Origin of the sequence: Pseudoruegeria sp. SK021, from assembly GCF_002119405.1 — a bacterium.
Lineage (GTDB): Bacteria > Pseudomonadota > Alphaproteobacteria > Rhodobacterales > Rhodobacteraceae > Meridianimarinicoccus.
Window position 1 is genome coordinate 88,958 of record NZ_MTBG01000003.1, and the last position, 23,212, is coordinate 112,169.

Consider the following 23,212-nt stretch of genomic DNA (forward strand, 5'->3'; position numbering starts at 1 on the left):
GCGACACCTGCCCGGCACATGATGACCAAAACCACATGGGGTGGCCGCATCAGCGGCCACCCCATTTCGTTTGGATGTCAGGCGCGATCACGCGCCGCCGGTCAGAACGGATAAAACAGCGGTAGGATGAGGATCGCCACGGCGGCAAAAAGCAGGTTTAACGGCAGGCCCACCACCACGAAATCCCGAAACCGATAGCCCCCGGCCCCGTAGACAAAGGTGTTTGTCTGATAGCCGATTGGTGTGGCGAAGCTGGCGCTGGCAGCAAACATCACCGCCATGATGAATGGGCGTGGATCAAAACCCAGATGCACCGCCAATCCGATGGCAATCGGCCCGATCAACACCGCCACCGCGTTGTTGCTGATCATTTCGGTCAGCGTAGAGGTCAGCAGATAGACCGCAGCCAACACCGCCAGCGGCCCAAATCCCTGCAGCGCGCCGACCACAGAGGTCACGATCAGGGTCGCCGTGCCGGTCTGTTCGATTCCAAGGCTCAGCCCCAACATCCCGAAAATCAGAAACAGGATGCGCCAGTCGATGGCGTCAAACGCTTCCTCCGGGTCGACGCAGCCGGTCATCATCACCACAACCGCACCAATCAGCGACAAGCCGGCAATCGGCAGCACATCAAAGGCGGACAGGCCGACAACCGCTACGATGGTTGCAATGGCGATGGGCGCTTTGTTGCGGCGCACGGCCTTGCCTGACGGTGCCGACAGGTTCACGACGCCGCCATCTTCGACCAATCTGCGGATGCCATCCGCCGGCCCTTCCAGCAACAGGGTATCGGCAAATTGCAGGCGGGTCCGGTCAGGATCGGCACTGATGTTTTGGTCGTTGCGATGGATTGCCATGACATAGACGCCATAATTCCGGCGCAGGCGCAAATCGCCAACGGCCCGCCCCAGCAACGGCGACATCGGACCGATGCTGGCCTCCATACGAATGCTTTGCTCTGCCGCCACCGGTTCGAATCCCTGATCCGAGATATCGCGAAACTCGACCTGTCCATTCTCTTTCAGACCCAGAATGGCGCCGGTGTCAGTCTTGACAACCAAGCGGTCCCCGGCGTTCAGGACCAAGGTCGCCAACTCACGGCGCAACGATGTCTCACCGCGGATCACGTCCAACACGCGCGCCTCTCCGGACGCAAACGGTAAGGCCGACAACGGTTTCCCAAGATAGCGCGACCCGGCCGGGATCAGCAGACGGGCAATGAACTGCCGCTTGCCGCTTTGCCCCAGCAGGCTGGACAATGATTGCCGTTCTGGCAACAAATAGCGCCCTGCAAAGATCATGTAGCCCATGCCAACTGCCGAAAAGACCAAGCCCGGCCCCAGCATCTCGAACATGGTCAGCGGCGGCTGCCCGGCCTTGATCGCGACGCCGCTCATCAAAATGTTGGTCGAGGTGCCGATCAATGTCAGTGTTCCGCCGAAAATCGCCGAATAAGACAGGGGGATCAGAAACTTGGATGGCGACGCGCCACAACTGGCCGCGACCGAAATCATGATCGGGGTTAGCAGAACCACAACGGGCGTGTTGTTCATGAATGCCGACGCGGCCATGGTGCCGACCATCATCAACAGCAACGCCCGCAGCACCGACCCGCGCGCCCGTTTCCGCATCATGTCGCCCAGCGTTTCCAGAACCCCCGTCCGTTCTAACGCGGCGCTGATGATGAACATCATGGCGATGGTGATCGGCGCACTGTTGCTGAAGACGAATAGAAAATCGTTCGTTGAGATCATCCCGGTTGCGATCAAGACCGCAGACGCCGCTAAGGCGATCACTTCGGGAGGATAAATTTCCACGATAAAGCCAATAAAAACCACAGCTACCAGAGCCAGCATCACCATTTGATCCCAGGTCATCGGCGCATTCCTTCTTGTGCCCCCCACGACAGCCGAGTCGGGGATGAGGCTGCTTTAACACGACCAATCCTATCGTGTATCAGATATTTCGGTCGCGGACCCATCAGCGACCTCACCAGCTTTTGTTATGGCGCCGCCTGGCCTCCCGAACTGTCCCTACCGGTGCATGATACCGGAGTATCGGCCACACAGGGTCTTATTTCTACGACACGGATGCTTGCAAACGCCGTCCGGACGGGAAACGTTGTGGCATGTCCGATGTCCTGCCCTCTGTGCCGCCCCACCCTGACACGCCGCGTCTGCGCCTACGGCTTGTTTTTCCCGATGGCGGCATGTTGGGTCCGGGGAAGATCGACTTGCTCGGGCTGATCTTGGCCCATGGGTCCATCTCGGCGGCAGGGCGAGAAATGCGGATGAGTTATAAACGCGCTTGGCAATTGGTGGATGACATGAACGCCGCCTTTCGCGAACCGCTGGTCGAAAGCACGCGGGGCGGCCCTAAAGGTGGCGGCGCTCGGCTGACCCAAACCGGCCAGCGCGTTCTGACCATCTATCGCGATCTTGAACGTCAAACCCAACAGGCGGGCGCGCCGCAGATAACGGCGCTGACCGCAATGCGTAGCGATATAGCCGGACAGAAATAACGCTTGCATCGAGCATGTGTCGATTGCGATAATCTGGCCAGAATAGACCCCAAGGCCGCGCGATCCCTACGCCACGTTCCCCCGCCAGATGCCATAAGGAGCCACGCCATTTCGTTTCGGTCCTTTGCCCTCTTCCGGCCCATTGTCGCGCTCGCGCTGATCGCGACGCTGACCGGCGCACCGGGTCAGGCCAGCGCCAAGGACGTGGTGGTGTTTGCCGCCGCAAGCCTGACAACTGCCTTGGAACGCACCGCGACCGCTTGGCAGGCCGAAACCGGCCATACCGCCGTGATCGCCCCCGGTAGCAGCGCCAGTTTAGCCCGACAAATTCAGCAAGGCGCCCCGGCGGATGTCTTTCTCTCGGCAAATGTGGATTGGACGGATGTCCTTGCGGAAGATGGTTTTATCCTGCCGGACACCCGGAGGGACCTGTGGCGAAATTCACTGGTACTGATTGCGCATGGGGGGGACCAGTTGCCCGTTGTCCTTTCGCCGGAGCTAAATTTGTCCGGGCTACTGGGTGATGGATATCTGGCCACCGCCTTGGTTGAAAGCGTGCCTGCGGGCATCTATGCCCGAACTGCCCTGACCCATCTTGGCCTTTGGGATCAGGTCGTGAGCCGTTTGGCCCAATCGGACACGGTGCGCGGTGCCCTTGCCATGGTCGCCACCGGCGAGGCGCCCTTCGGCATCGTTTACGCCACCGATGCCCGCATCCAACCAAATGTCAGCGTGATCGCCACCTTCCCGGAAGACAGCCATGCGCCGATTGTTTATCCCGGCGCTGTCATTACCGAGAGCCAGATGCCGGATGCGGCCCGGGCCTTTCTGGATTACCTTCAGAGCCCCACAGCCACTGCTATTTTTTTAGACCACGGCTTTGGGCAGGCGGGCTGATTCATGTCAGGCGGGATCGCAGCGTGGCTCGGCCCTCAGGAATGGCAAGCAGTCGCGCTGTCGTTGAAAGTCTCGTTCTGGGCCACACTCTGTAGCCTTCCCGTTGGGGTCGTTGTGGCCCTCGCGCTGGCGCGCGGCAATTTTCCCGGTCGCCAGATCCTGAATGGGCTGGTCCATCTGCCGTTGATCCTGCCGCCCGTTGTCACCGGCTACTTGCTGTTGCTCACCTTCGGACGCCGGGCCCCCTTGGGTGGTTTTCTGGAATCGACCTTCGGGCTGGTCTTTGCGTTTCGCTGGACTGGGGCCGCGCTGGCCGCCGCGATCATGGCCTTTCCCCTGATGGTGCGCGCCATTCGGCTGGGGATCGAAGCTGTCGACCCGGGCCTTGAAGCCGCCGCCGCCACGTTGGGGGCCTCACGGCTATGGATTTTTCTGACCATCACCCTGCCATTGATCCTGCCCGCGATTCTGGCCGGTGTGATTCTGGCCTTTGCCAAGGCGATGGGCGAATTTGGGGCCACGATCACCTTCGTCGCGAACATTCCCGGGCAAACCCGCACCTTGCCAACCGCAATCTACGCTTTCTTGCAAGTGCCCGGCGGCGAAGGCCCGGCGCTGCGGTTGGTGGCGGTCTCGGTGGCCATCTCTCTGATCGCAGTTCTGCTGTCAGAGGTGTTGGCCCGGCGAATGACCCGCAAGCTGTCAGGAAGGACGTCCCGCAGATGACCCTATCTGTCCAGCTAACCCATCACTTCGACGACTTTACCCTTGATGTCGCCTTCGACACTGCGTCGGGAGTGACTGCTTTATTTGGTCCGTCCGGTTCAGGAAAAACCACCATCGTTAACGCCGTTGCCGGATTGCTGCGCCCGGACCGGGGTCGGGTTGCCCTGAATGGTGTACCTCTGTTTGACACCGACACCGGCCACTGGACCCCGCCCCATCGCCGCCGGATTGGATACGTTTTTCAGGACGGGCGTTTATTTCCGCATCTCACCGTCCGGCAAAATCTGCGGTATGGCATGTGGTTTGCAGGATCGACCCGCAATCGAGCTGGAGAGAAAGCAACTCTGCCAGCAATCGCGGATCTGCTGGGCCTGACGACGCTGATGGACCGTCATCCTGCCGACTTGTCGGGCGGCGAAAAACAGCGCGTCGCGGTCGGCCGCGCATTATTGTCCCGACCGCAATTACTGTTAATGGACGAACCATTGGCGGCGTTGGATCAGGCGCGCAAGGATGACATCCTGCCCTATCTGGAACGGCTGCGGGATACGACACGCATTCCAATTCTCTATGTAAGCCACGCACCATCCGAGGTCGCCCGTTTGGCGACCACCGTTGTCTCACTCGATCAAGGAAAACTTACGGGGGTCGGCACGGCGGCAGACCTGTTACCGGCGCAGCGCCCCATAACCATTCTTCGCGGCCGCATTTGCCAGCAGGATGCCGATGGCATGGCGAAAATCGAAACACCCATCGGCACGTTATGGGTGTCGAACCTTGGATTAAGTGTCGGGGATGCCGTCCGCGTCGCCATCAAAGCTGACAGCATCGTGATCGCCCACAAGCGTCCCGACACCACCGCGTCTCTCAACACCTTGGCTGTCGTGATCACCGATCTAGACGTGGCGTCAGGGCCGCTTGCCACCATCACCTTGGCAGCCGGCGCGGGCACCGTGGTGGCGCGGATGCCACAGCGCGCGGTCAAGTTGCTTGAATTGTCCCGTCAGACCGCCTGCTATGCGATTTTGGCCGACATCCGCGTCGCCCCGGCACCGCCGCAGCACGATGCCGATGCGTAGATCGCGGGATCACGATCATGCGTCATCGTCATCGCCACCCATTGTCGCGACCACGGCCACTGTCGCGACCAAGGCAAGAGCGCCAAGAACGAGGGGCGTCTTGCCGCGCGGCATCCGCAATGAGGGAAGCATCTTCAGTGCCGCTAAGGCACCGACCGCACCCAGACCACTGCCGGATTGGCGATCATCTTGGCGATCGCGCGCTGCGAGATAGCGCACGACACCATAAGCTATTCCGGCACAGACCAGCATCAGGCCAGCCATCGCAAAGATCGCCCCCGCCCATCCCCAGTAAGGGGCCAGAACCACAATCAATCCTGTCACAATCAGGCAGAATGCAATTGCGGCGCAAAAGCCCGCCACGGCGTAAAGCTCGGTGTTCCGAGCTTTACGTTTGATGCTGCGTGTCACCTTGGCGGCGGCAAGCCCAGCCAGTCCTGTCAGAAGAGTTGACATACTGCGCGCCCGTTAGCGGCGAAGAATGGCAGCAAGCACCACGCCGACACCAACCGCACCAAGCAGCCATGCGAGCGGCTTTTCACGGACGCGGTTCTCAAGGTCACGCTCCAGCACAGTGATTTGCTTGCGCAGATCGGCAATCGCCTCGCGCGACCGTTCCATCAACTCGTCCGGCAGATCGTCCGTCATACCTTTCAGCGCGTCCATTTTTTCCTTCCCCAAGTCTCCGATAGTCTTCTTCAATGCGGTCAGATCATTGCGGGCCTTGTTCACTTCGTTCTCAAGGTCGCGGGATTTGTTGGCGCTGGAGGAAGGAAGCGATTTGTCCATGTTGGTTGCCGTGTTCATGTCAGTCATCCTGAATTATAAATTGTGATGGTGGACATCTCTAGCAGGGTGCATCCCGCTCGTGTCTGGGTAATCAACGTCGCGTCCGGGGTTCGGTTCCACCCAAGCAAACGACAAACTTTCGTGCTACGGAAAAGAAAATAGGCGGGTGCCAATTCGGTGCCGCACCGCTTCGGGTTCTTGGGCAACCGCCTGCGCCACCGAATGCAGGTCCTGCCGCGCCTGATGCAATTGATCAATCAGGGACAGCACGATGCCCAGCCCATCCTCGTCCAGATCAAAGCCCTCTGCCAGTTCGCACATCAAGGTCAGCCGTGCCAGATCGGCCCGTTGAAACACTGGCCCCTGTGGCGTGTGCAACGGCATGACGATTTCGGCCTCGACATATGTCACCAGACGGGACCGGGTCAGCCGGGTCACCGCGGCCAGAACCTCATCTTCGGAATAGCGGTCGGTCATTACCCCTCTCCTTCGAACAAATCCTTGCGTGGATCATAGGCGTGATCGGTCCGCCAGCGCTCCATAAACTCAGCCAGTTCAGGATCGATCTCTGCCGGCGTCACAATCCGCAATTCAATCTTCTGAGCGCCGCGCGTTCCGCCTTTGCCCGCAACGCCCCGGTCGCGCAGCCGCAACTGCTGGCCGGAATTGGCACCTTTTGGAATCGTCACATTGACCCGTCCGTCAATGGTCGGCACCGCCACTTTGCCGCCCAGAACCGCTTCATCCAGGGTAATCGGCAGAGTCATCAGGATATCGTCGCCATCGCGTCGAAAGACCGGGTGCGGCCGCAGCGTCAAGCTGACCAGCGCATCGCCATTTGGCCCACCCCCCATGCCCGCACCACCCTTGCCGCGCAGCCGCAGCGTTTGGCCGTCCTGTGTTCCCGCCGGGATCGTGACTTCCAGCGCATTGCCGTCCGGCAGCGTAATCGGAACCTTGGTCCCGCGCACGGCATCCAGAAACCCGACCGTCAGCGAATATCGGGCATCGGTGCCCGCGCTGCGAAAACTGCCGCCGCCGCCGCCAAAGCCCGATCCAAAGCCACCAAACCCGGATTGGCCGCCGCCGCCGGCCCCTGCCCGCTGACGCAACATTTCAGCAAATATATCGCCCGGATCGCCGTCGAAGCCAGCAAAGCCCCCCCCGGCACCGGCTCGGGCCCCGCCTTGGCCGCGCCCGGCATAGTCGCGATAATACCCCGCACCGGCGCGATCATGACGTTCTGCCCCGCTGGCGTCGATTTCTCCGGCGTCAAATTTTGCGCGGGTTTCAGGGTCTTTCAAAAGGTCATAGGCCGAGGACACCGCCTTGAATCGTGCTTCGGCATTGGGATCATCCGGATGCAGGTCGGGATGACTGCTGCGCACCAGTTTGCGATGCGCCTTCTTGATATCCTCGGCACTGGCAGATTTGGTTAGGCCAAGAGCCGCATAGGGGTCGTCACTCATAAGGTCGTCCTGAATTCTGGGGCCCAGCCCCGGTTGCCCCGATCATGGCACAGGCTGCTGCCCATCGGAAGTCCGTGTGCGCCAATCGCTTCAAGAAGTCAGCGCAATCCGAGGCGGGCGCGTTCTGTTGCACGGTGCGGGGCCGCAATGCGGCATAAGCCCGTCTTCACGCAGGGCTACAAATCCGCACCCGTCCGGCCTATGTGTCGATGGGACCCCGCCTCAGATCATGGAGCAAGCGATGGACAATACCGACCTTTATATCAATGGTGCGTGGTGCAAAAGCACCGGGGACGAGCGGTTCAATGTGATCAACCCGGCGACGGAAGAGATCATCGCCTCGGTGGCCTCGGCCGATGTTGCCGAGGCCGATCTGGCCTTGGATGCTGCCGAATCTGCGTTTGCTGACTGGGCCTCGCGCACCCCCCGCGCCCGGTCCGAGATCCTGCGCAAAGCGTTCGAGTTGATGACCGCACGCCTGCCCGACTTCGCGCGCCTGATCACGCTGGAGAACGGCAAGGCCTATCCGGACGCCTTGGGAGAAGCCACCTATGCGGCCGAGTTTTTCCGCTGGTTCGCAGAAGAAGCGGTGCGCTCGGACGGGATGATCACCCATGCCCCCGCTTCGGGTGCGCGCATCATCGTTCAGAACAAGCCCGCCGGGATCGCCGTTCTGGTCACGCCCTGGAATTTTCCAGCGGCCATGGGCACCCGCAAAATCGCACCGGCCTTGGCTGCCGGTTGTCCGGTGATCATCAAGCCTGCCTCGGCAACGCCGCTGACCATGCTGGCGCTGATGCCCCTGCTGGAAGAAGCGGGCGTTCCCAAAGGGGTGGTCAACGTCCTGCCGTCGCGCAACACCGGCGCGCTGGTCGATCATTTGATGCAAGACCCCAGGGTGCGGGTCATCAGCTTTACCGGATCCACCGAAGTCGGGGTTAAGCTGTTGAAATCGGCGGCAGATCAGGTCTTGAAACCGGCGATGGAACTGGGCGGGAACGCGCCGCTGATCGTGTTTGAAGACGCCGATCTGGACAAGGCCGTGACCGGTGCGATGCTGGCCAAGATGCGCAACGGCGGCGAAGCCTGCACGGCTGCAAACCGGATTTACGTTCATGAGGACGTGGCGGAAGCCTTTACCGACAAATTCATCGCCGCCATGGCGGACCTGAAGATGGGCAATGGTCTGGACGAAGGCGTCACCCTTGGTCCGTTGGTCAACGCCGACACCCGCGACAAGGTTGCCGCCTTCGTTGCCGATGCGGTCAAGCGCGGCGCGACGGTTCGGTTGGGCGGCACGCAGCCAGACGGAAAAGGGTTCTTTTATCCGGCGACCGTCCTGACCAATGTGGACCCGAACTCTGACTGTGTTCGGGATGAGATTTTCGGCCCCGTTGCTGCAATCCAGACCTTCTCGGACCAAGACGACGTCATCACCCGGGCCAATGCCACCAATTACGGATTGGTTGCCTATGTCTTTACCGAAAACATGACGCGCGGAATGCAGGTCTGCGAGCGTTTGGAATACGGCATGGTCGGCCTGAACCGGGGCCTTGTTTCCGATCCGGCGGCACCATTCGGCGGCGTCAAGCACTCCGGCCTTGGCCGCGAAGGTGGGCATGAGGGGATGCTGGAATTCATGGAATCCCAATACATTTCGGCGGAGTGGTGAGACCATGCTGCCTAAGTGCGATCACCGCCGTTAGGCAGTTTGGCCGTCGAAGGGCTTTGGCTGTGACGGGATCCGGCCCAAGACAGTGATCGCCCGGCACACGCCGGGCGATCACGTCCCGAATTCAGCCTGCTCGGGGTGGTCCAACTGGCCGAGAAGGGCCTTTTCCCATGCCAAAAACTGCCGCATGGCGTCGTCACCGCCCTTCAAGATCGACTGATAGTTCGGCGCATCATTGATCGCACTGTCGATCGCAGCGCGCCGCGATGGCACGCCAGGGCTGGATTCTACCGGCGCACCGATGGCCTTGAGTTCTTCAAAGCCGCCGACGATCACATGGCTGATGCCATGGCCGAAATTCAGCAAGTCCAGCGTCGCAAGTCCAGCCCCGGGACCGCCGTCTGCAATGATATAAAAGGGCCGCCGGGGATCGGCGGCCAAGGCCGCAAGGCGCGGGCGCACCGACCACGTCGACCCCGGAACATGACCGGCGCGGAACGCCGTGGACGGGCGCAGGTCCAAGAACCGTCCTTTGCCCGACCAGACCGCATGAAGCGCGTCCCGGGCGCTGCATTCGGGGGCTTCGATCCGAAACGCCGCCCCCGGAACCGCCCGCATGGACCGCAGATCATCGTCAACCAACGCGACATGGACATCATGGCCCAACTGCCGCAGCCAGATTGCAGCCAAAGCCCCGCGCAGCCCCAGATCATCGGCCAGCACCACCTGCGCGCGCCGAACCCCAATCCACTGCGCGGTCGCTGCAATCAGATTGCTTCCTGGTACGCACGTAAACGCGCGCAACGGGTCGGCCTTTGCTTCTGCGGGGCTGCGGATATCGAACAGAAAGGTGGTTCGGTGCGGATCACACCGCAGGGCATCAATGCCGCGGTGTCCGATTAGCGGCACGTGGTGCGACGACAATACGTCTGTTGCTGCCGCCCGCACGTTCACCTGAGCCGGGCGGTCAAGCTCAGGCAAGGCAACAGACCGGTTGCCGCGTGCCAAATCCCGACCCGACAGCGCCCAGCCACAACTGCCGTCTTCCAGAAGGGCGACCGGGCCCTTGAATCCGCTCAGCGCCAACAAGGACGCGCCGGTCAGGGCATCGTTATTGCCGACCGAACTAAGCACCACGCAGGTCTCCGCATCCGTCAACGCCGGCAATCGACACGCCAATTCCAGCGTCGGCAGCCAACGCGCCCCCGGCACCGTCGCCTGACTGAAATCTTCCTCGGCGCTGCAATCCACAAGGCAGACAGTCTGGCCCGACGCCTGCCAGCACACCAAGGTGTCGGCATCAATGCTGTCCACAGCGGCGCCCGCGACGGGCATCTCGGCCCGGGCTTGCGCCGACAGTTGCGCACCGCCCCCCCAGCTCAACCCGGCACGGCACCAGCCCGGAAAGCCACCTGCGACCACAGAGACCTGCGTGTAATTCATATCGATCAAGGCCGCTGCTGCGCGGTCGGCAATGCCATCCCCGCCATCCAGCAGCAGGACCGGAACCGTCGTCCTTGGCACCAGCGCAGCAACCTCGGTCTCTAGACGACTGTAGGGACAGGCGACGGTAAAAAACGGATGGCCCGCTGCGATTTCGCCATCTTCGCGCACATCGAGGAAGGCAAGCTCTTGCCCGGCAAGGATCTGCTGTAAAGCGCGGACCGGATCGATACGGGCAATCGCGGTGTTCGCTTGGGCTATTTTAAGGTCGGGTTCTGTCGGCATCGTCATCATTGGTGACATATACAGCCTTTCGAGGCAGGCACCAGCAGACCACCCCTCCGGTCGCGTGTAAAAACCGACAGCGGCACTCTAACGAAGAACGCTCGTGATACGGCGCGCAAAACAAGGCTGACCGCGTACAGATGGGCCAACCGGACGTCGATGGTGTAGGGGCAATGCGGGGTCAAAACCTTTGGCGGGCCCAACCCGTGCGCAGCCATGCTTCCGCCCGGCACACCTTAATGCGTGCGTGCTCAGGTGGGTGCCCTTGACCCGGGCGGCAACATTCGATTTCCATGGCCGCGCCAGACCATCAAGGATGCCTTCATGCCGACCTACGCCATCCCACCACACCCTCAGGCTGTCAGCCCAATCACCGGCACGGAGGATCTATTTCCGGTTCGCCGGGTGTACTGTATTGGCCGCAACTATGCCGATCATGCCATTGAAATGGGGCATGACCCGGACAAGGAACCGCCGTTCTTTTTCCAGAAGAATCCGGATAACATCGACACCAGCGGCGTATTTCCCTATCCGGAAAAATCCTCAGATGTGCATTTTGAGGTTGAATTGGTCGTAGCCCTGCAAAGTGGCGGGCGCGATATCCCGGTGCAGCAGGCTATGGACCATGTCTACGGCTACGCCATCGCGCTGGATATGACGCGACGCGATCTTCAATCCGAAATGAAAAAGATGGGCCGCCCGTGGGAAATCGGCAAAGCGTTTGAACGCTCGGCCCCGATGTCGCCGCTAATCCCGGCTGAGCGGATCGGACATCCGACCGCAGGCGCGATTACCCTGCACCAAAACGGGGAATTGCGTCAAAGCGGCGATCTGAACCAGATGATCTGGAAAGTGCCGGAAATGATCGCCTACCTGTCCCAGTACTATGACATTGCCGCTGGCGATCTGATCTTGTCCGGCACCCCCGCCGGGGTCGGCCCGGTGGCAAAGGGCGACGTGCTGGTCGGCGCAATCGACGGTGTCGGTCAGTTCGAAGTCACGGTGATCTGAGGTCGCCCATCGTCTCGGCCCGGTCAGACCCGGGCCGAATGGGCGGCACGCAATTCCCGTTGCAGGCGCTGCTCTTCTTCGGCTTTCGGCTTGGAAAACCGCGCCAGCAGCAAATAGGCCACCGGGGTCAGGTACAGCGTCGACACGGTCGCCAAGCCCAAACCGCCAACGATCACCCATCCCAGCGCCTCACGCGCTTCGGCACCGGCACCGGTGGACAGGATCAACGGCACGCCGCCCAGAACCGTTGAGGTCATGGTCATCATCACCGGGCGCAGCCGGATGGTGGTGGCGTTAAAGATCGCGTCAAACAGGCTTTCGCCCTCATCGCGCAACTGGTTGGCGAATTCCACGATCAGAATGCCGTTCTTGGCCATGATCCCGACCAGCATCACAAAGCCGATCTGACTGTAAACGTTCATGCTGAGACCGGTAAAGGCCAGCGCAAAGACCGCGCAGGCCAGCCCTAACGGCACCGTCGACATCACCACAATCGCCGCAATAAAGCTTTCAAACTGCGCCGCCAGAACCAAAAAGACGATCAGAATTGCAAAGCCGAACGTCATCAGCATTCCGGACGAGGTTTCACTCAGCGTCGCCGCTTCTGCCAGAGGAACGATCCGGTTTTCATCGGACAGGATATCGTCGCTCAAGGCCTGCACCGCCGTCATTGCCGCCCCTAAGGACATCGCCGGTGTCAGACTTGCCGAGATCGTGACTGCGCGGTTCTGGCCCTCTCGTTCCAGTTCAGGGGCGACAGCGCGTTCTTCCAAGCCGACAAAGCTGGACAGCGGGATCATCTTGCCGTCCCCGGCCTGCACAAAGACGTTCTCCAGATCGCCGGGATCATTCACCGGGGTCGTGGTTGTCAGCATCTGGATGTCGAAGCTTTTGTCGTCGATGAAAACCTCACCAACGCTGCGCCCTTCCAACACCGCCTGAAGCGCCTCACCCAAGCCCGCAATATCGACGCCCAGATCAGAGGCCCGGGCCCGGTCGATCTCAATGAACAACTGCGGCTGCGTCGTCTCAAACTCCAGACGCGTGTCGCCGAAATCAGGGTTGTCCTGCATCCGCTCGACCAGACGTTGCGCCACGATGGCCAACTGGTCGTAATTGCTGCCGGTGACGGCAAAGCTCAGACCATTCCCAGCCCCCCGAATGCCCAATGAATTCGGCTGAATTGCAAAAGCACGAACCCCAATCACACCGCGCAACTTGCCATTGATCTCGGCCACGATGTCTTGCTGACTGCGGGCGCGCTGATCCCATTCCGCCAGTGACATCACCATGAAGCCGCCGTTGTCAGTTCCACCAAACCCGGTGATCGAAAAGATGTTGGCGATCTCGCCCGACGCACGCAGCGGCGCGAGCAAGTCTTCGATTTCGCGCATTTTCGACGTGGTATAGGCCAAGGACACGCCCTGCGGCGCCGAGACCCGCAACAGCGCCACGGAACGGTCCTCTGGCGGGGTCAGTTCCTGACGAATGTTTCCCGCCATGATTGTGGCGGTGGCCGCGAACAAAATCGCAATCAGGATGACGATGAACGGCGCCGCCAAAGCCCAGCGCAATGTGCGGGCGTAAAAGCCGCCCAGAACCCGCCCAAGCCACGCCAGTGGTCCGCGCGCCGCGCCGGCCTCCATGTCCTTCGTCAAGAACCTGCTGGCCAGAACCGGGCACAGGGTCAGCGCCACCAACGAAGACAGGCACACCGCGATGGCCAGCGTAAAGCCGAACTCACGAAACAGACCGCCGGCCTGTCCGGGCAAGAAAGACAGCGGCACAAAGACGGCAGCCAGCGTGGCCGTAGTGGCAATCACCGCAAAAAACACTTCTTGCGTGCCCAGAACCGCCGCAGCCCGGGGTCCGATCCCCTGCGCCCGGCGGCGAACGATGTTTTCTAGAACGACAATCGCGTCGTCCACCACCATGCCCGTCGCCAAAACCAGCGCCAGCAAGGTCAGGATATTGATGGAGAACCCCGCCAGATAGATCGCAGCAACGGTGCCAATCAGCGCCACGGGAATGGCCACTGCCGGGATCAACGTCGCCCGAACATCGCGCAGAAAGACAAAAATGATCGCGATCACGATTAGAATCGCCAGACCCAACGATTTGATAACCTCCTCAATCGATCCGTTGATGAACACGGCATCGTCGCTGGTGACAAAGATGCTAACATCGTCGGGAAGCGTGGTCATAAGGTCCGCCACCACCGCACGAACCCCTGCCGAGATTTCCAGCGTGTTGCTGGTGGCTTGCCGGATCACACCGATGCCGATCCCGGTCTGCCCATTCGCGCGCAGTACGGTTTCATTCGGGGACGGACCAAGTGTGACCGTCGCCACGTCCCGGACAAAGACATTATCCCGGATTTCCAACGCTTCAAACGCGTCCGGACTGACGATGGAGGCCGTGGTCCGCACGTTGATCGACTGGCGATCGCCGCTCAGGTCCCCTGATGGCGCATCATACGAGGCATCCGACAACACCGCCCGCAGGTCTGCAAGGGTCAGACCGCGACTGGCCAGTTCCAACTGGTTGATGTCGACCCGAAAAATCGGGCTGCGATCTCCATAGACCTGTAAATCCGCCACACCATCGATTGAAATCAACCGGTCCTCGATGCGGTCTTGTACGATCTGGGTTAGATCCTGCGGCGAGCGCGTGGCCGAGGTCACTGCGATCCGCAGAATGGGCTGGGAATCGGCATCCGCCTTGACGATGCGCGGATCGTCCGCATCTTCGGGAAATCCGTTTTGGATCCGGGCAATCGCATCCCGGGTATCCGCGGCGGCAATGTCGATATCGACGTTGTCATTGAATTCCAGCGTCACCCGGCTGCGCCCGAACCGGGAATTGGACGAGATGGCCTTAATCCCGGCAATCCGCCCGGCCGCCCCTTCGATCCGGCTGGTCAGCTCGCGGTCGATGGTTTCCGGTGATGCACCGGTAAAATCGGTGGTGATTGACACCACGGGGCGGTCAACATCGGGAAGTTCGCGAATTTCCGCCCCGACCAAGCCTGCGACCCCGGCGATCACGATCAACGCATTCAGCACAAACGCCAGAATTGGCCGGCGCACGAACAGGGCGGTGCCGGAACTGCCAGAGGCCGGAAGACTATCTTGTTCAGAGGGTGGCGGGCTGACCGGCGTCATGTATCGTTCTCCGACTTGGCCTTAGCCACACCATCCGCTTGCGCCGTGGGCGCATTGGCAATCCTGACCTCACTGCCGGGCCGCAGGGTTTGCACCCCTTCGGTGACCACCAGATCGCCCTCGTGCAGGTCGGCCTCGATCAACAGGGAATCGCTGTTGCGTTGCCGGATCACCACCGGGACGCGCACGGCCTTGTCGTCGCGCACAGCCCAGACAAATGATCCTTCGCTCGACCATTGCAGCGCCAATGGGTCAATGGCCGGATACCGGTCGCCCTCAAACTCCATCGCAATTGAGAAGGCCATCCCGGCCCGCAGGCTGTCGCCCTCATTATCGATCCGCGCCTCAACACTCAGGGTCCGGCTGGCCCGGTCGATCTGATTGTCGACCGCACGAACCTCGCCATCCAAGGTCAGAGACGGATCAAACAGCGGGGTCGCCTGTATCGGGGTGCCGGGGCGAATGGAGCGAACGAAGCGATCAGGAACCCGAAAATCGATCAGAATCTGCGACCGATCATCGATGACGGCAATTTCGGTGGCACTGCTCAGGCGATCCCCTTCGCCCACCGTCAACAGACCGATCCAGCCTGAAATCGGGGCGCGAACCGTTCGTTCATCCAGATCATACTGGGCCTCGCGCACTGCCAGTTCAGCGGTCTCAAGCGCCAATTGCGCGGCCCGGAACTGAACACCAGACACGGTGCCTGCCCCCTGTAGCCGGGTAAACCGATCCAGTTCGTCCTTGGCATCGGCCAACACCAGACGGGCGCGCTCAAAGGCGATGACCTGCGCTTCGTCCGCAAGCCGCAGGATGACATCGCCCTCTTCGACCCGCGCACCTGAGGCAAAATACAGCCCCGTGATCAGACCATCGGCTTCCGAGCGGACCGCCACCGAACGCAGTGCACGGCCATCCCCGATGGCCGTTACCCGATCATTCAGCACCGCCCCCTGAACCGCCGCCGTGATCACCGAAACGGCCCCACCGCCACGCCGAGGACCGCCCCCTTGCCCAGCGCCGTCCTCAGCCACGTCTTCCAACCCCAACAGATCGGCGACGCCATATTTGTGAAGGACGGGCATCGCGCCCGGCACGAAGGCAACCCAAATCGCCAAAGTCGCTGCGACGATCCCGACCGCGATCAGTAATTGTCCGAAAAACTTAAACATTGACCAGAACTCCACCGGGTCTTGCTAACGACCGGCAAGCAGATCGTACGGGCAAACATTATTTTGAAATAGCAAAAAACGACGGTACGGCACCTTCACTTTCCTGTCATTGCCGGAATTGACATCAGGCGCCGTTTTCCGCTGCAAATCATCACGCCCCTGCCCGGATTTTGCACCCCCAAGACCCAACGGCGGCTAGCCCATCCCCGCCCCGAGACGACGAGAGACATTGAACTTCACCGCCACCGAAGGTACCGCAGCGCCGACGGGGACCGGATGCCGCCCGCCAGAAGGAAGCCATTTATGCACATCCAAAACTTGACCGCGCCACGTCTTCGGTTCAGCCCATGGTCCGCAGGCGCGCTGGTGATTGCGGTTCTGGTGGTGACGCCGCTGGCCTCTGTTCTCTGGATCGCCCTGACACCGCGTGACAATATCTGGCCCCATCTTTTGGCCACAACCCTGCCCCGCTATCTTGGCAACAGCCTGATCCTGATGGCCAGTGTTGCTGTCATGGTCGCAGTGACGGGAACGGTGACGGCGTGGCTGGTGACGATGTATCGGTTCCCCGGACGGCGCTGGCTGGAATGGCTGTTGCTGCTGCCGCTCGCCATTCCCGCCTATATCGGCGCTTACGCCATTACCGATCTGCTGGAATATGCCGGGCCGGTTCAATCCGGGCTGCGGACCCTGTTCGGCTGGGCGGATGCACGGGCCTATTGGTTTCCCGAGGTTCGGTCCCGGGAAACCGCGTCGGTGGTTCTGGCGGCTGCCCTTTATCCTTACGTCTATCTTCTGGCCCGGGCCGCATTTCTGGAACAATCCGTATCGGCCTTTGACGTCGCCCGGACCTTGGGTGCCGGACCTTGGCGGCGGTTTCTGCGGGTCGGGTTGCCATTGGCGCGCCCGGCAATTGCCGTTGGTACTGCGATTGCGATGATGGAAACCGTCAGCGATTTCGGTGTGGTGCAGTATTTCGCAGTGCAAACCCTGACCACAGGCATCTTCACCACATGGCTGGAGGCCGGAAATGCCGGTGGTGCCGCGCAAATTGCGCTGGTGGTCATGGCCATCGTGCTGGGGCTGGTCGCCTTAGAGAAAAACAGCCGTCGGCGCAGCCGCTTTTACCAGATGTCGCGCCAACAACGCCCGACCGAACGGATCACCCTGACCGGTTGGCGGGCCTGGATGGCCAGCTTCCTCTGCGCGCTGCCAGTGGCAATTGGGTTCGTCCTGCCCGCTGGCGTGATTACGGTTCTGGCGGTGCGCAACACCGCCGAATGGTCCGATCCGCGCTTGCTTCAGACGTTGTGGAACACCCTCTTCGTTAGCGGCGTGGCAGCGGCTGTCACTGTTACAGCCGCCCTGTTTCTTGTGTACGGGGTGCGCCTGTCCGGACGGCTGTTGCCGCGCGCCCTGCTTCCGGTCACAACCCTTGGCTATGCCGCACCCGGCGCTGTTCTGGGCCTTGGCCTGCTGCTGCCGATGGCATGGGCCGATCACCGGATCGCCGACGCAATCGAGGCCGTGTTCGGAGTGGATCCCGGCTTGCTGATGACTGGCACCACCTTCGCCATCATCGTGGCCTATGTCGTGCGGTTTTTCGCCATTGCCCAAGGGGCGGCTGATTCGGCGTTTGGCCGGGTCTCGCCAAATCTGCCCCTTGCGGCCCGGTCGCTTGGACGATCGGCGGGTGGAACCTTGCGCCGAATTCACCTGCCCCTGATCAGTGGGTCCATCGGGACTGCATTGTTGCTGGTCTTCGTGGACGCGGTCAAGGAATTGCCGGCAACCTTGCTGTTACGCCCCTTCAACTTCGACACGCTGGCAACCCGGGTCTACGATCAGGCCTCACTGGAACGGATTAGCGCCGCAGCCCCGCCTGCGCTGATGGTCATTCTTGTCGGGCTGACGGCGGTTCTGATCTTGGCGCGATCGCTGAAATAGCCATGATTGACGCACTTACGACAAAAACCCGGAAACGATCTTTAATCTGGGTCTTTACCCGCCCGTTTTCGACGCTATAAGCGGCGGGCAACATGCAAGGGCCGGTCTAGCTCAGCTGGTAGAGCGCCTGATTTGTAATCAGGATGTCGGGGGTTCGAGTCCCTCGACCGGCACCACCCCCCCCAACCTCGGACAGAACCAGCACAGGGGTGCAGACGGCATGGCCAAACCGGCGCAGCGCCGCAGTTTCGGGCCTTCCACGCCATTGCAGACGGGCTCAATCTCGCCTTGGTGCCAAATCCCCCCATTTACGGTAGACGCGCAGGCCGGTCAGCGATAGAAAGTCCGGAAAATCGTGGCGTGAACCACCATAAAACACGACCCAGAGCAAAGGCATTGTTTCGAGCGTGCAATCACTACAATCAAAAGAGACCACCGGAGTGACACCCGTGTCGGTCAAGCCCTTTCAAATTCGCGGTCGGTTCTTCACGGCTGTTGCTCTGCGCCCCGAAGGCGACGCGGATCAAGCCTTCTATGATGCGCTGGATGTGCAGTTGCGGCATACGCCCAACTTCTTCGCCAATGCGCCCTTCGTGATCGATCTGGAACAAACCGACAGCCTGACAGAGGCCCGGGATCTGGTTCGTCTGATCGAAGAGATGCGCCACCGCAAGCTGTCGGTCTTCGGGGTGCAGAACGGCACTGCCACGCAGACCGCAACGGCGGTCAAGGCCGGGCTGATTTCATTGCCCAGCGGCCGCGACGTGCCGGTGGACCGTGTCGAGCGCAGCGTCCGGCAAGCACCGGAAATGCCCGATGAAGCGCCCGAAGCGCCGCAGCCTGCGTCGCTTTTGATCACCGAGCCGGTGCGCTCGGGCCAGAAGATCTTTGCCGACCGTGGCGATCTGGTGGTGGTCTCGTCCGTTGGGGCGGGTGCTGAACTGATCGCAGTCGGCAACATCCACGTCTACGGGCATCTGCGTGGTCGCGCTTTGGCTGGCGTCAATGGTGACACGACGGCCCGCATCTTCTGTCAGGGCCTCGACGCCGAACTTCTGGCCATCGCGGGTCTGTACCGGACCAGTGAAGACCTGGGCCCGGCTATTCGGAAACAACGCGTGCAGGCGTTCCTCATGGACGACAAGCTGTGCGTAGAACCCCTTAAGTAACCTCACTTCCAAAGGAGAGACTCTCGTGGCCAAGATCATCGTTGTCACTTCCGGCAAAGGCGGTGTCGGCAAGACGACCTCCTCTGCCGCTATCAGTGCCGGCCTCGCAATGCGCGGCTTCAAGACCGTCGTCATCGATTTTGACGTTGGCTTGCGCAATCTCGACATGATCATGGGCTGCGAACGCCGGGTCGTGTTTGACTTCATCAACGTCATTCAGGGCGATGCCAAGCTGAAGCAGGCGTTGATCAAGGATCGTCGGTTGGAGAACCTGTTCATCCTGCCGACCTCGCAGACCCGCGACAAGGATGCCTTGACCCGGGACGGCGTTGAGAAAATCCTGAACGAGCTGCGCGAAGAGTTCGACTATATCATCTGCGACAGCCCTGCCGGGATCGAGCGCGGTGCGCATCTGGCGATGTATTACGCCGATGAAGCCATCGTGGTGACCAACCCCGAAGTGTCGTCAGTGCGCGACAGCGACCGGGTGCTTGGCCTGCTGAACAGCAAAACCTATCTGGCGGAAAAAGGCGGCGACAACACGGTGCGCTCGCACTTGCTGTTGACCCGCTACGACACCCAGCGGGTCGCTCGCGGCGAGATGATGACCGTCGAGGACGTGCTGGAAATTCTGGCGATCCCCCTGCTCGGCATTATTCCGGAAAGCTCCACGGTTCTGCGGGCCTCCAACGTTGGCATGCCGGTGGTTCTGGATGAAAAATCCGGCGCCGGAAAAGCCTATGAGGATGCCGTGTCGCGGCTGATGGGCGATCAGATCGAAATGCGCCTCGACAGTGGCGAGCGGCCCGGCTTCTTTCAGCGGCTTCTCGGACGGACGGCGTAATCATGTTTGGATTTATGCTCCGCCCCCGCAAGGCCAACACCGCGCAGACTGCTAAAGAACGGTTGCAGATTCTGCTTGCCCATGAACGCAGCGACACGTCGAATGCTGATTTCCTGCCGCTGTTGCAGCGGGACATCATGGAAGTGATCCGGCGCCATATGAAGATCGACAAGGATTCCGTCGACATCAAGCTTGAGCGGGGCGATGAATTCTCAAGCCTTGAAATCAATATAGAGCTTCCCAGCTCACAAAAGACGCCGGTCCAGAACTAATCGGCGCTTTTGGGTTTCGGCAGGCATCACCGCCGACGCCCCGCACTACAGCATGAGGGGCGGCCTGTCTGGGCGGCCCCTCAGCCGTTTCAGCCCTTGATCATCCGGCGTATCTTGGCGACTGCCCGATCATAGCCTTCTTGATAACCGATGGGTTCAAAGAACGTCCCGGACTTGTCGAACAACAAGACCGAAGCGGAATGGTCCATAGTATAGTGGCCATTCTCCAGCGGCACTTTCTGCGCATAGACCCGGAACGCCTTGGTGGCTTTGGTCATTTCTTCGGTGGTGCCAGTCACGCCGACAACCCCCGGAACCCAAGACACATAGTCGCTCAGAACCTCGGCCGTGTCGCGTTCAGGGTCGACGGTAAAGAACAGCACGCGCAATGCCTCGCCGTCTTCGGCCAGCGCCTCTTGCCAATCCGCCACATCGCCAAGCGTGGTCGGACAGACCTCTGGGCAATGGGTGAACCCAAAGAACACCGCCGTCGGCGTGCCCTTCAGCGTGTCTTCCGTAACAACCGAGCCATCGGTTCCGGTAAGCACATAATCGCCGCGGCCAAGAGTATCGGCCACTGTCTCGGTCATGCGCGGCTCGACCACGCGAACCCAGACCACTGCGGCGATGGCCAGAATGGCTAACGCCCACAGGACGATCAGAAAAAACTTTTTACTCGTCTTCATCTCAGGTCTCACTTTTCTGCCGGAGCGTGATTGTGGCCGCCAGCGTGACCGCTGTCATGCGTGCCGTGATGGGCGTGATCGTCACCGGCGTCGCGGGCATTCGGGGCGCCGACCGGGAGGGTAACAATCACTTCACCCGCTGTTTCAAACGTCAGGGTGACGGCGACGGTTTCGCCCTCGACCAAAGGCTGGGTCAGGTCCATCATCATCAGGTGAAGGCCACCCGGCTTGAGAACAACCGTTCCACCGGCGGGAACCAGCAGCCCGTCATCCAGTTTGCGCATCTTCATGACATCGCCGTCCATCGCCATCTCATGGATCTCTGCACGCCCGGCCACATCCGCAGCCACACCGATCAAACGGTCATCCTGTGCGCCCGCGTTGGCAATGCTCAGAAACCCGCCCGCGACCGGGGCGTTTGGCAGGGTCGCTCGCGAAAACGGGGCGGTAATGGTCAAGTCCCCTACGCTAAATTCGCCGGCACCCGAAGCAGGGTCCGCCGTCATCCCATGGCGACCATGTCCCATGTGACCGTCGCCCCCTGCCAGAAACAGCAGGCTTGGCGCAGGATTGGGAACGCTATGCGACCCGCTTGTATCGGTCCAATCCGCAACACTGTCAGCGCAGGTCTGCACTGTCGGAAAATACAGGATCGTGCCCGGGGTCAGTTCAGGACCAACGCTGGCGCGGAAAATGAACTCATCGTACCACGCGTCTTCAAGATGCCCCCCGCTCCAGCGGATTTGCTGGACGCCTTCGGTCATTTCGGTGCCGTGGTTGTCGAACGGCGTAGCATAGGCGCCGGTTGTCACCTCTAGGGTCCAGCCCGCTTTGGGCATCGGCTTGGCCGCGTAGATGCCCTCGGGAAGATCAATGGTCACCGCGTTGGTGGCCGCGCCATCACAGCCATGTGGCACACGCAGGGTCAGTTTGGTCGTGGTGCCGATCTTGGCGTCTTGCTGTTCCAAGGTGGAATGCGCCCCTGCGGACGTGGCGCACAAGGCAAGAGTGAGGGCTGAAAAAAGGATCGTTTGCATTCTGTCTCTCCGAAAAGTTGCGCGCGCGGACAGGCCGCTGCCGACGCAGAGGTCGATGGCGATGCTGCGCACCGCCGCTGATCAGGGAAGCGCCCGGTGGGACGCCACGGATCAGGCCCGCGCCGGAGGCGCGCGGGCAGAAACACCGGGATTGTCCTGTTGCGACCCATGGGTCAGATCCCGCAGCCGTTGCCAAGCCACATAGGGGATCACCCGGTCAACGCGCGGCGCGAAGGCCACTGCTGGCGGATCGTTCAGCGACCGGCAGAAGGGACAGGGATGATCGTGATCCGAGGGCAGATCGCCACAGAGATCCGCCAAAGTTCCACCTGCCGCCAGAAAGGCCGCAACTTCCGCCGAGTCAGACGCGTTCGGGGCCATCCGCGCTGCGGACACAATGCTGATCACGGCCAAAAGACAGACCGCAGCAAACAGACCAATCCGATGGAACAAGGGGCGCCGCATGTCCCCCATCTAGACCAAGCCCCCAAAGACGAAAAGGCCGCATTTTCACCGCAGGCAGCGGCGTCATCGCGACCGAAGGAATTCTGCCTAAGGCCGCCAAGGCCCTTGCGCAGGGCAGCACGCAAATCGAGGCTTTGCGTGCCTCAAATAGCTCGACCGGGTATCGCCGACGACGCCGTGCTGACCGTCAGGCGGTGCCAGAACGAGGCTGCTACGCGTCCTGTCGCCTTCGCGCTGCACCAAGATTGGCAAAGCGGTCGCTTCGGACGGCACGCTGAAATTGATGTCGAGCCGTTGCGCCATTGCCAACGCGAAGGTCCGCCCTTTGATCGGGCGGACGGCCATCGCCTTCACCGCAACAGGCGTACCAGTGATTGCACCGAGATCGATCTAGAAATTCACCGATGTCGCCACATTGATGATCCGCAGACGGACTGGCGCTCCGGGATCACTTAAGGTGCGCAAAGTTTTGGAACTATGGTGGGTGATGAGGGACTCGAACCCCCGACATCTTCGGTGTAAACGAAGCGCTCTACCAACTGAGCTAATCACCCGCTCAACGGG

21 protein-coding genes and 2 tRNA genes are annotated in these 23,212 nt (G+C 61.1%); 11 read left to right on the forward strand and 12 right to left on the reverse strand.

From position 1 onward, the window contains the following. Nucleotides 1–101 precede the first annotated feature (101 nt). A complete protein-coding gene (locus BV911_RS04050; protein ID WP_086052313.1) occupies nucleotides 102–1,877 on the reverse strand; it encodes an SLC13 family permease in 1,776 nt (591 codons plus the stop codon). Nucleotides 1,878–2,128: 251 nt separating this feature from the next. Between BV911_RS04050 and BV911_RS04055 the strand changes: the two genes are divergently transcribed. The 4 genes from BV911_RS04055 to modC are packed head-to-tail and all read left to right on the forward strand — an operon-like array spanning nucleotide 2,129 to nucleotide 5,223. Then, nucleotides 2,129–2,521 (forward strand): winged helix-turn-helix domain-containing protein, encoded by a 393-nt coding sequence (locus BV911_RS04055; protein WP_086052314.1) that lies wholly within the window; start codon nucleotides 2,129–2,131, stop codon nucleotides 2,519–2,521. Between the two features lie 3 nt (nucleotides 2,522–2,524). Next, complete coding sequence (modA, locus tag BV911_RS04060) at nucleotides 2,525–3,418, forward strand: molybdate ABC transporter substrate-binding protein (protein WP_240512137.1); 894 nt, start codon at nucleotides 2,525–2,527, stop codon at nucleotides 3,416–3,418. Between the two features lie 3 nt (nucleotides 3,419–3,421). Then, nucleotides 3,422–4,144, forward strand: coding sequence for a molybdate ABC transporter permease subunit (modB, locus tag BV911_RS04065; RefSeq protein WP_086052315.1), 723 nt, complete (start codon nucleotides 3,422–3,424; stop codon nucleotides 4,142–4,144). Next, complete coding sequence (gene modC / locus BV911_RS04070; RefSeq protein WP_086052316.1) at nucleotides 4,141–5,223, forward strand: molybdenum ABC transporter ATP-binding protein; 1,083 nt, start codon at nucleotides 4,141–4,143, stop codon at nucleotides 5,221–5,223. Before modB ends, modC begins: the two co-directional genes overlap by 4 nt. Before the next feature lie 15 nt (nucleotides 5,224–5,238). Here modC and BV911_RS04075 read toward each other — a convergent pair whose 3' ends face one another. The 4 genes from BV911_RS04075 to BV911_RS04090 all read right to left on the reverse strand — a co-directional run bounded on the left by BV911_RS04075 (nucleotide 5,239) and on the right by BV911_RS04090 (nucleotide 7,481). Further along, nucleotides 5,239–5,679, reverse strand: a complete 441-nt coding sequence (locus BV911_RS04075) for a hypothetical protein (RefSeq protein WP_086052317.1) — start codon at nucleotides 5,677–5,679, stop codon at nucleotides 5,239–5,241. Between the two features lie 12 nt (nucleotides 5,680–5,691). Then, nucleotides 5,692–6,030, reverse strand: a complete 339-nt coding sequence (locus BV911_RS04080; protein ID WP_086052318.1) for a YqjD family protein — start codon at nucleotides 6,028–6,030, stop codon at nucleotides 5,692–5,694. Between the two features lie 126 nt (nucleotides 6,031–6,156). Beyond that, entirely contained in the window at nucleotides 6,157–6,489 is a 333-nt protein-coding gene (locus BV911_RS04085; protein WP_086052319.1) for a chaperone modulator CbpM, read from the reverse strand. After that, nucleotides 6,489–7,481, reverse strand: a complete 993-nt coding sequence (locus BV911_RS04090; protein WP_086052320.1) for a DnaJ C-terminal domain-containing protein — start codon at nucleotides 7,479–7,481, stop codon at nucleotides 6,489–6,491. Before BV911_RS04090 ends, BV911_RS04085 begins: the two co-directional genes overlap by 1 nt. A gap of 241 nt (nucleotides 7,482–7,722) precedes the next feature. Here BV911_RS04090 and BV911_RS04095 point away from each other — a divergent pair, with 241 nt between their 5' ends. Beyond that, a complete protein-coding gene (locus tag BV911_RS04095) occupies nucleotides 7,723–9,153 on the forward strand; it encodes an NAD-dependent succinate-semialdehyde dehydrogenase (protein ID WP_086052321.1) in 1,431 nt (476 codons plus the stop codon). Nucleotides 9,154–9,264: 111 nt separating this feature from the next. On the opposite strand, the gene BV911_RS04100 is transcribed toward BV911_RS04095, so the two are convergent. Beyond that, nucleotides 9,265–10,881 (reverse strand): rhodanese-like domain-containing protein, encoded by a 1,617-nt coding sequence (locus tag BV911_RS04100; RefSeq protein WP_168183971.1) that lies wholly within the window; start codon nucleotides 10,879–10,881, stop codon nucleotides 9,265–9,267. 324 nt (nucleotides 10,882–11,205) lie between these two features. Here BV911_RS04100 and BV911_RS04105 point away from each other — a divergent pair, with 324 nt between their 5' ends. Continuing rightward, the gene (locus tag BV911_RS04105; RefSeq protein ID WP_086052386.1) at nucleotides 11,206–11,892 is read left to right on the forward strand and encodes a fumarylacetoacetate hydrolase family protein; all 687 of its coding nucleotides are present in this window, start codon (nucleotides 11,206–11,208) and stop codon (nucleotides 11,890–11,892) included. Nucleotides 11,893–11,915: 23 nt separating this feature from the next. On the opposite strand, the gene BV911_RS04110 is transcribed toward BV911_RS04105, so the two are convergent. Further along, a complete protein-coding gene (locus BV911_RS04110; RefSeq protein ID WP_086052323.1) occupies nucleotides 11,916–15,056 on the reverse strand; it encodes an efflux RND transporter permease subunit in 3,141 nt (1,046 codons plus the stop codon). Then, on the reverse strand, nucleotides 15,053–16,228 hold the full coding sequence (locus tag BV911_RS04115; RefSeq protein WP_086052324.1) for an efflux RND transporter periplasmic adaptor subunit: 1,176 nt from the start codon (nucleotides 16,226–16,228) through the stop codon (nucleotides 15,053–15,055). The genes BV911_RS04110 and BV911_RS04115 overlap by 4 nt, the downstream gene beginning before the upstream one ends. Before the next feature lie 303 nt (nucleotides 16,229–16,531). Between BV911_RS04115 and BV911_RS04120 the strand changes: the two genes are divergently transcribed. The 5 genes from BV911_RS04120 (at nucleotide 16,532) to minE (ending at nucleotide 20,460) form a co-directional block, all read left to right on the forward strand. Beyond that, nucleotides 16,532–18,175 (forward strand): iron ABC transporter permease, encoded by a 1,644-nt coding sequence (locus BV911_RS04120; RefSeq protein WP_086052325.1) that lies wholly within the window; start codon nucleotides 16,532–16,534, stop codon nucleotides 18,173–18,175. 100 nt (nucleotides 18,176–18,275) lie between these two features. Continuing rightward, nucleotides 18,276–18,351: transfer RNA gene (locus BV911_RS04125), tRNA-Thr, on the forward strand. 231 nt (nucleotides 18,352–18,582) lie between these two features. Beyond that, nucleotides 18,583–19,344: a septum site-determining protein MinC gene (gene minC / locus BV911_RS04130; RefSeq protein ID WP_086052326.1), complete on the forward strand. Its 762-nt coding sequence runs from the start codon at nucleotides 18,583–18,585 to the stop codon at nucleotides 19,342–19,344. A gap of 25 nt (nucleotides 19,345–19,369) precedes the next feature. Next, complete coding sequence (gene minD / locus BV911_RS04135) at nucleotides 19,370–20,188, forward strand: septum site-determining protein MinD (RefSeq protein ID WP_086052327.1); 819 nt, start codon at nucleotides 19,370–19,372, stop codon at nucleotides 20,186–20,188. Between the two features lie 2 nt (nucleotides 20,189–20,190). Further along, nucleotides 20,191–20,460, forward strand: coding sequence for a cell division topological specificity factor MinE (gene minE / locus BV911_RS04140; RefSeq protein WP_086052328.1), 270 nt, complete (start codon nucleotides 20,191–20,193; stop codon nucleotides 20,458–20,460). Between the two features lie 89 nt (nucleotides 20,461–20,549). Here minE and BV911_RS04145 read toward each other — a convergent pair whose 3' ends face one another. From BV911_RS04145 to BV911_RS04160, 4 genes are all read right to left on the reverse strand, one after another. Beyond that, on the reverse strand, nucleotides 20,550–21,146 hold the full coding sequence (locus BV911_RS04145; protein ID WP_086052329.1) for an SCO family protein: 597 nt from the start codon (nucleotides 21,144–21,146) through the stop codon (nucleotides 20,550–20,552). 8 nt (nucleotides 21,147–21,154) lie between these two features. Further along, entirely contained in the window at nucleotides 21,155–22,183 is a 1,029-nt protein-coding gene (locus BV911_RS04150; protein ID WP_086052330.1) for a DUF1775 domain-containing protein, read from the reverse strand. A 111-nt stretch (nucleotides 22,184–22,294) separates the two neighbouring features. Then, nucleotides 22,295–22,648: a hypothetical protein gene (locus tag BV911_RS04155; protein ID WP_086052331.1), complete on the reverse strand. Its 354-nt coding sequence runs from the start codon at nucleotides 22,646–22,648 to the stop codon at nucleotides 22,295–22,297. A 478-nt stretch (nucleotides 22,649–23,126) separates the two neighbouring features. Continuing rightward, a tRNA-Val gene (locus tag BV911_RS04160) sits at nucleotides 23,127–23,202 on the reverse strand. Nucleotides 23,203–23,212: the final 10 nt, after the last annotated feature.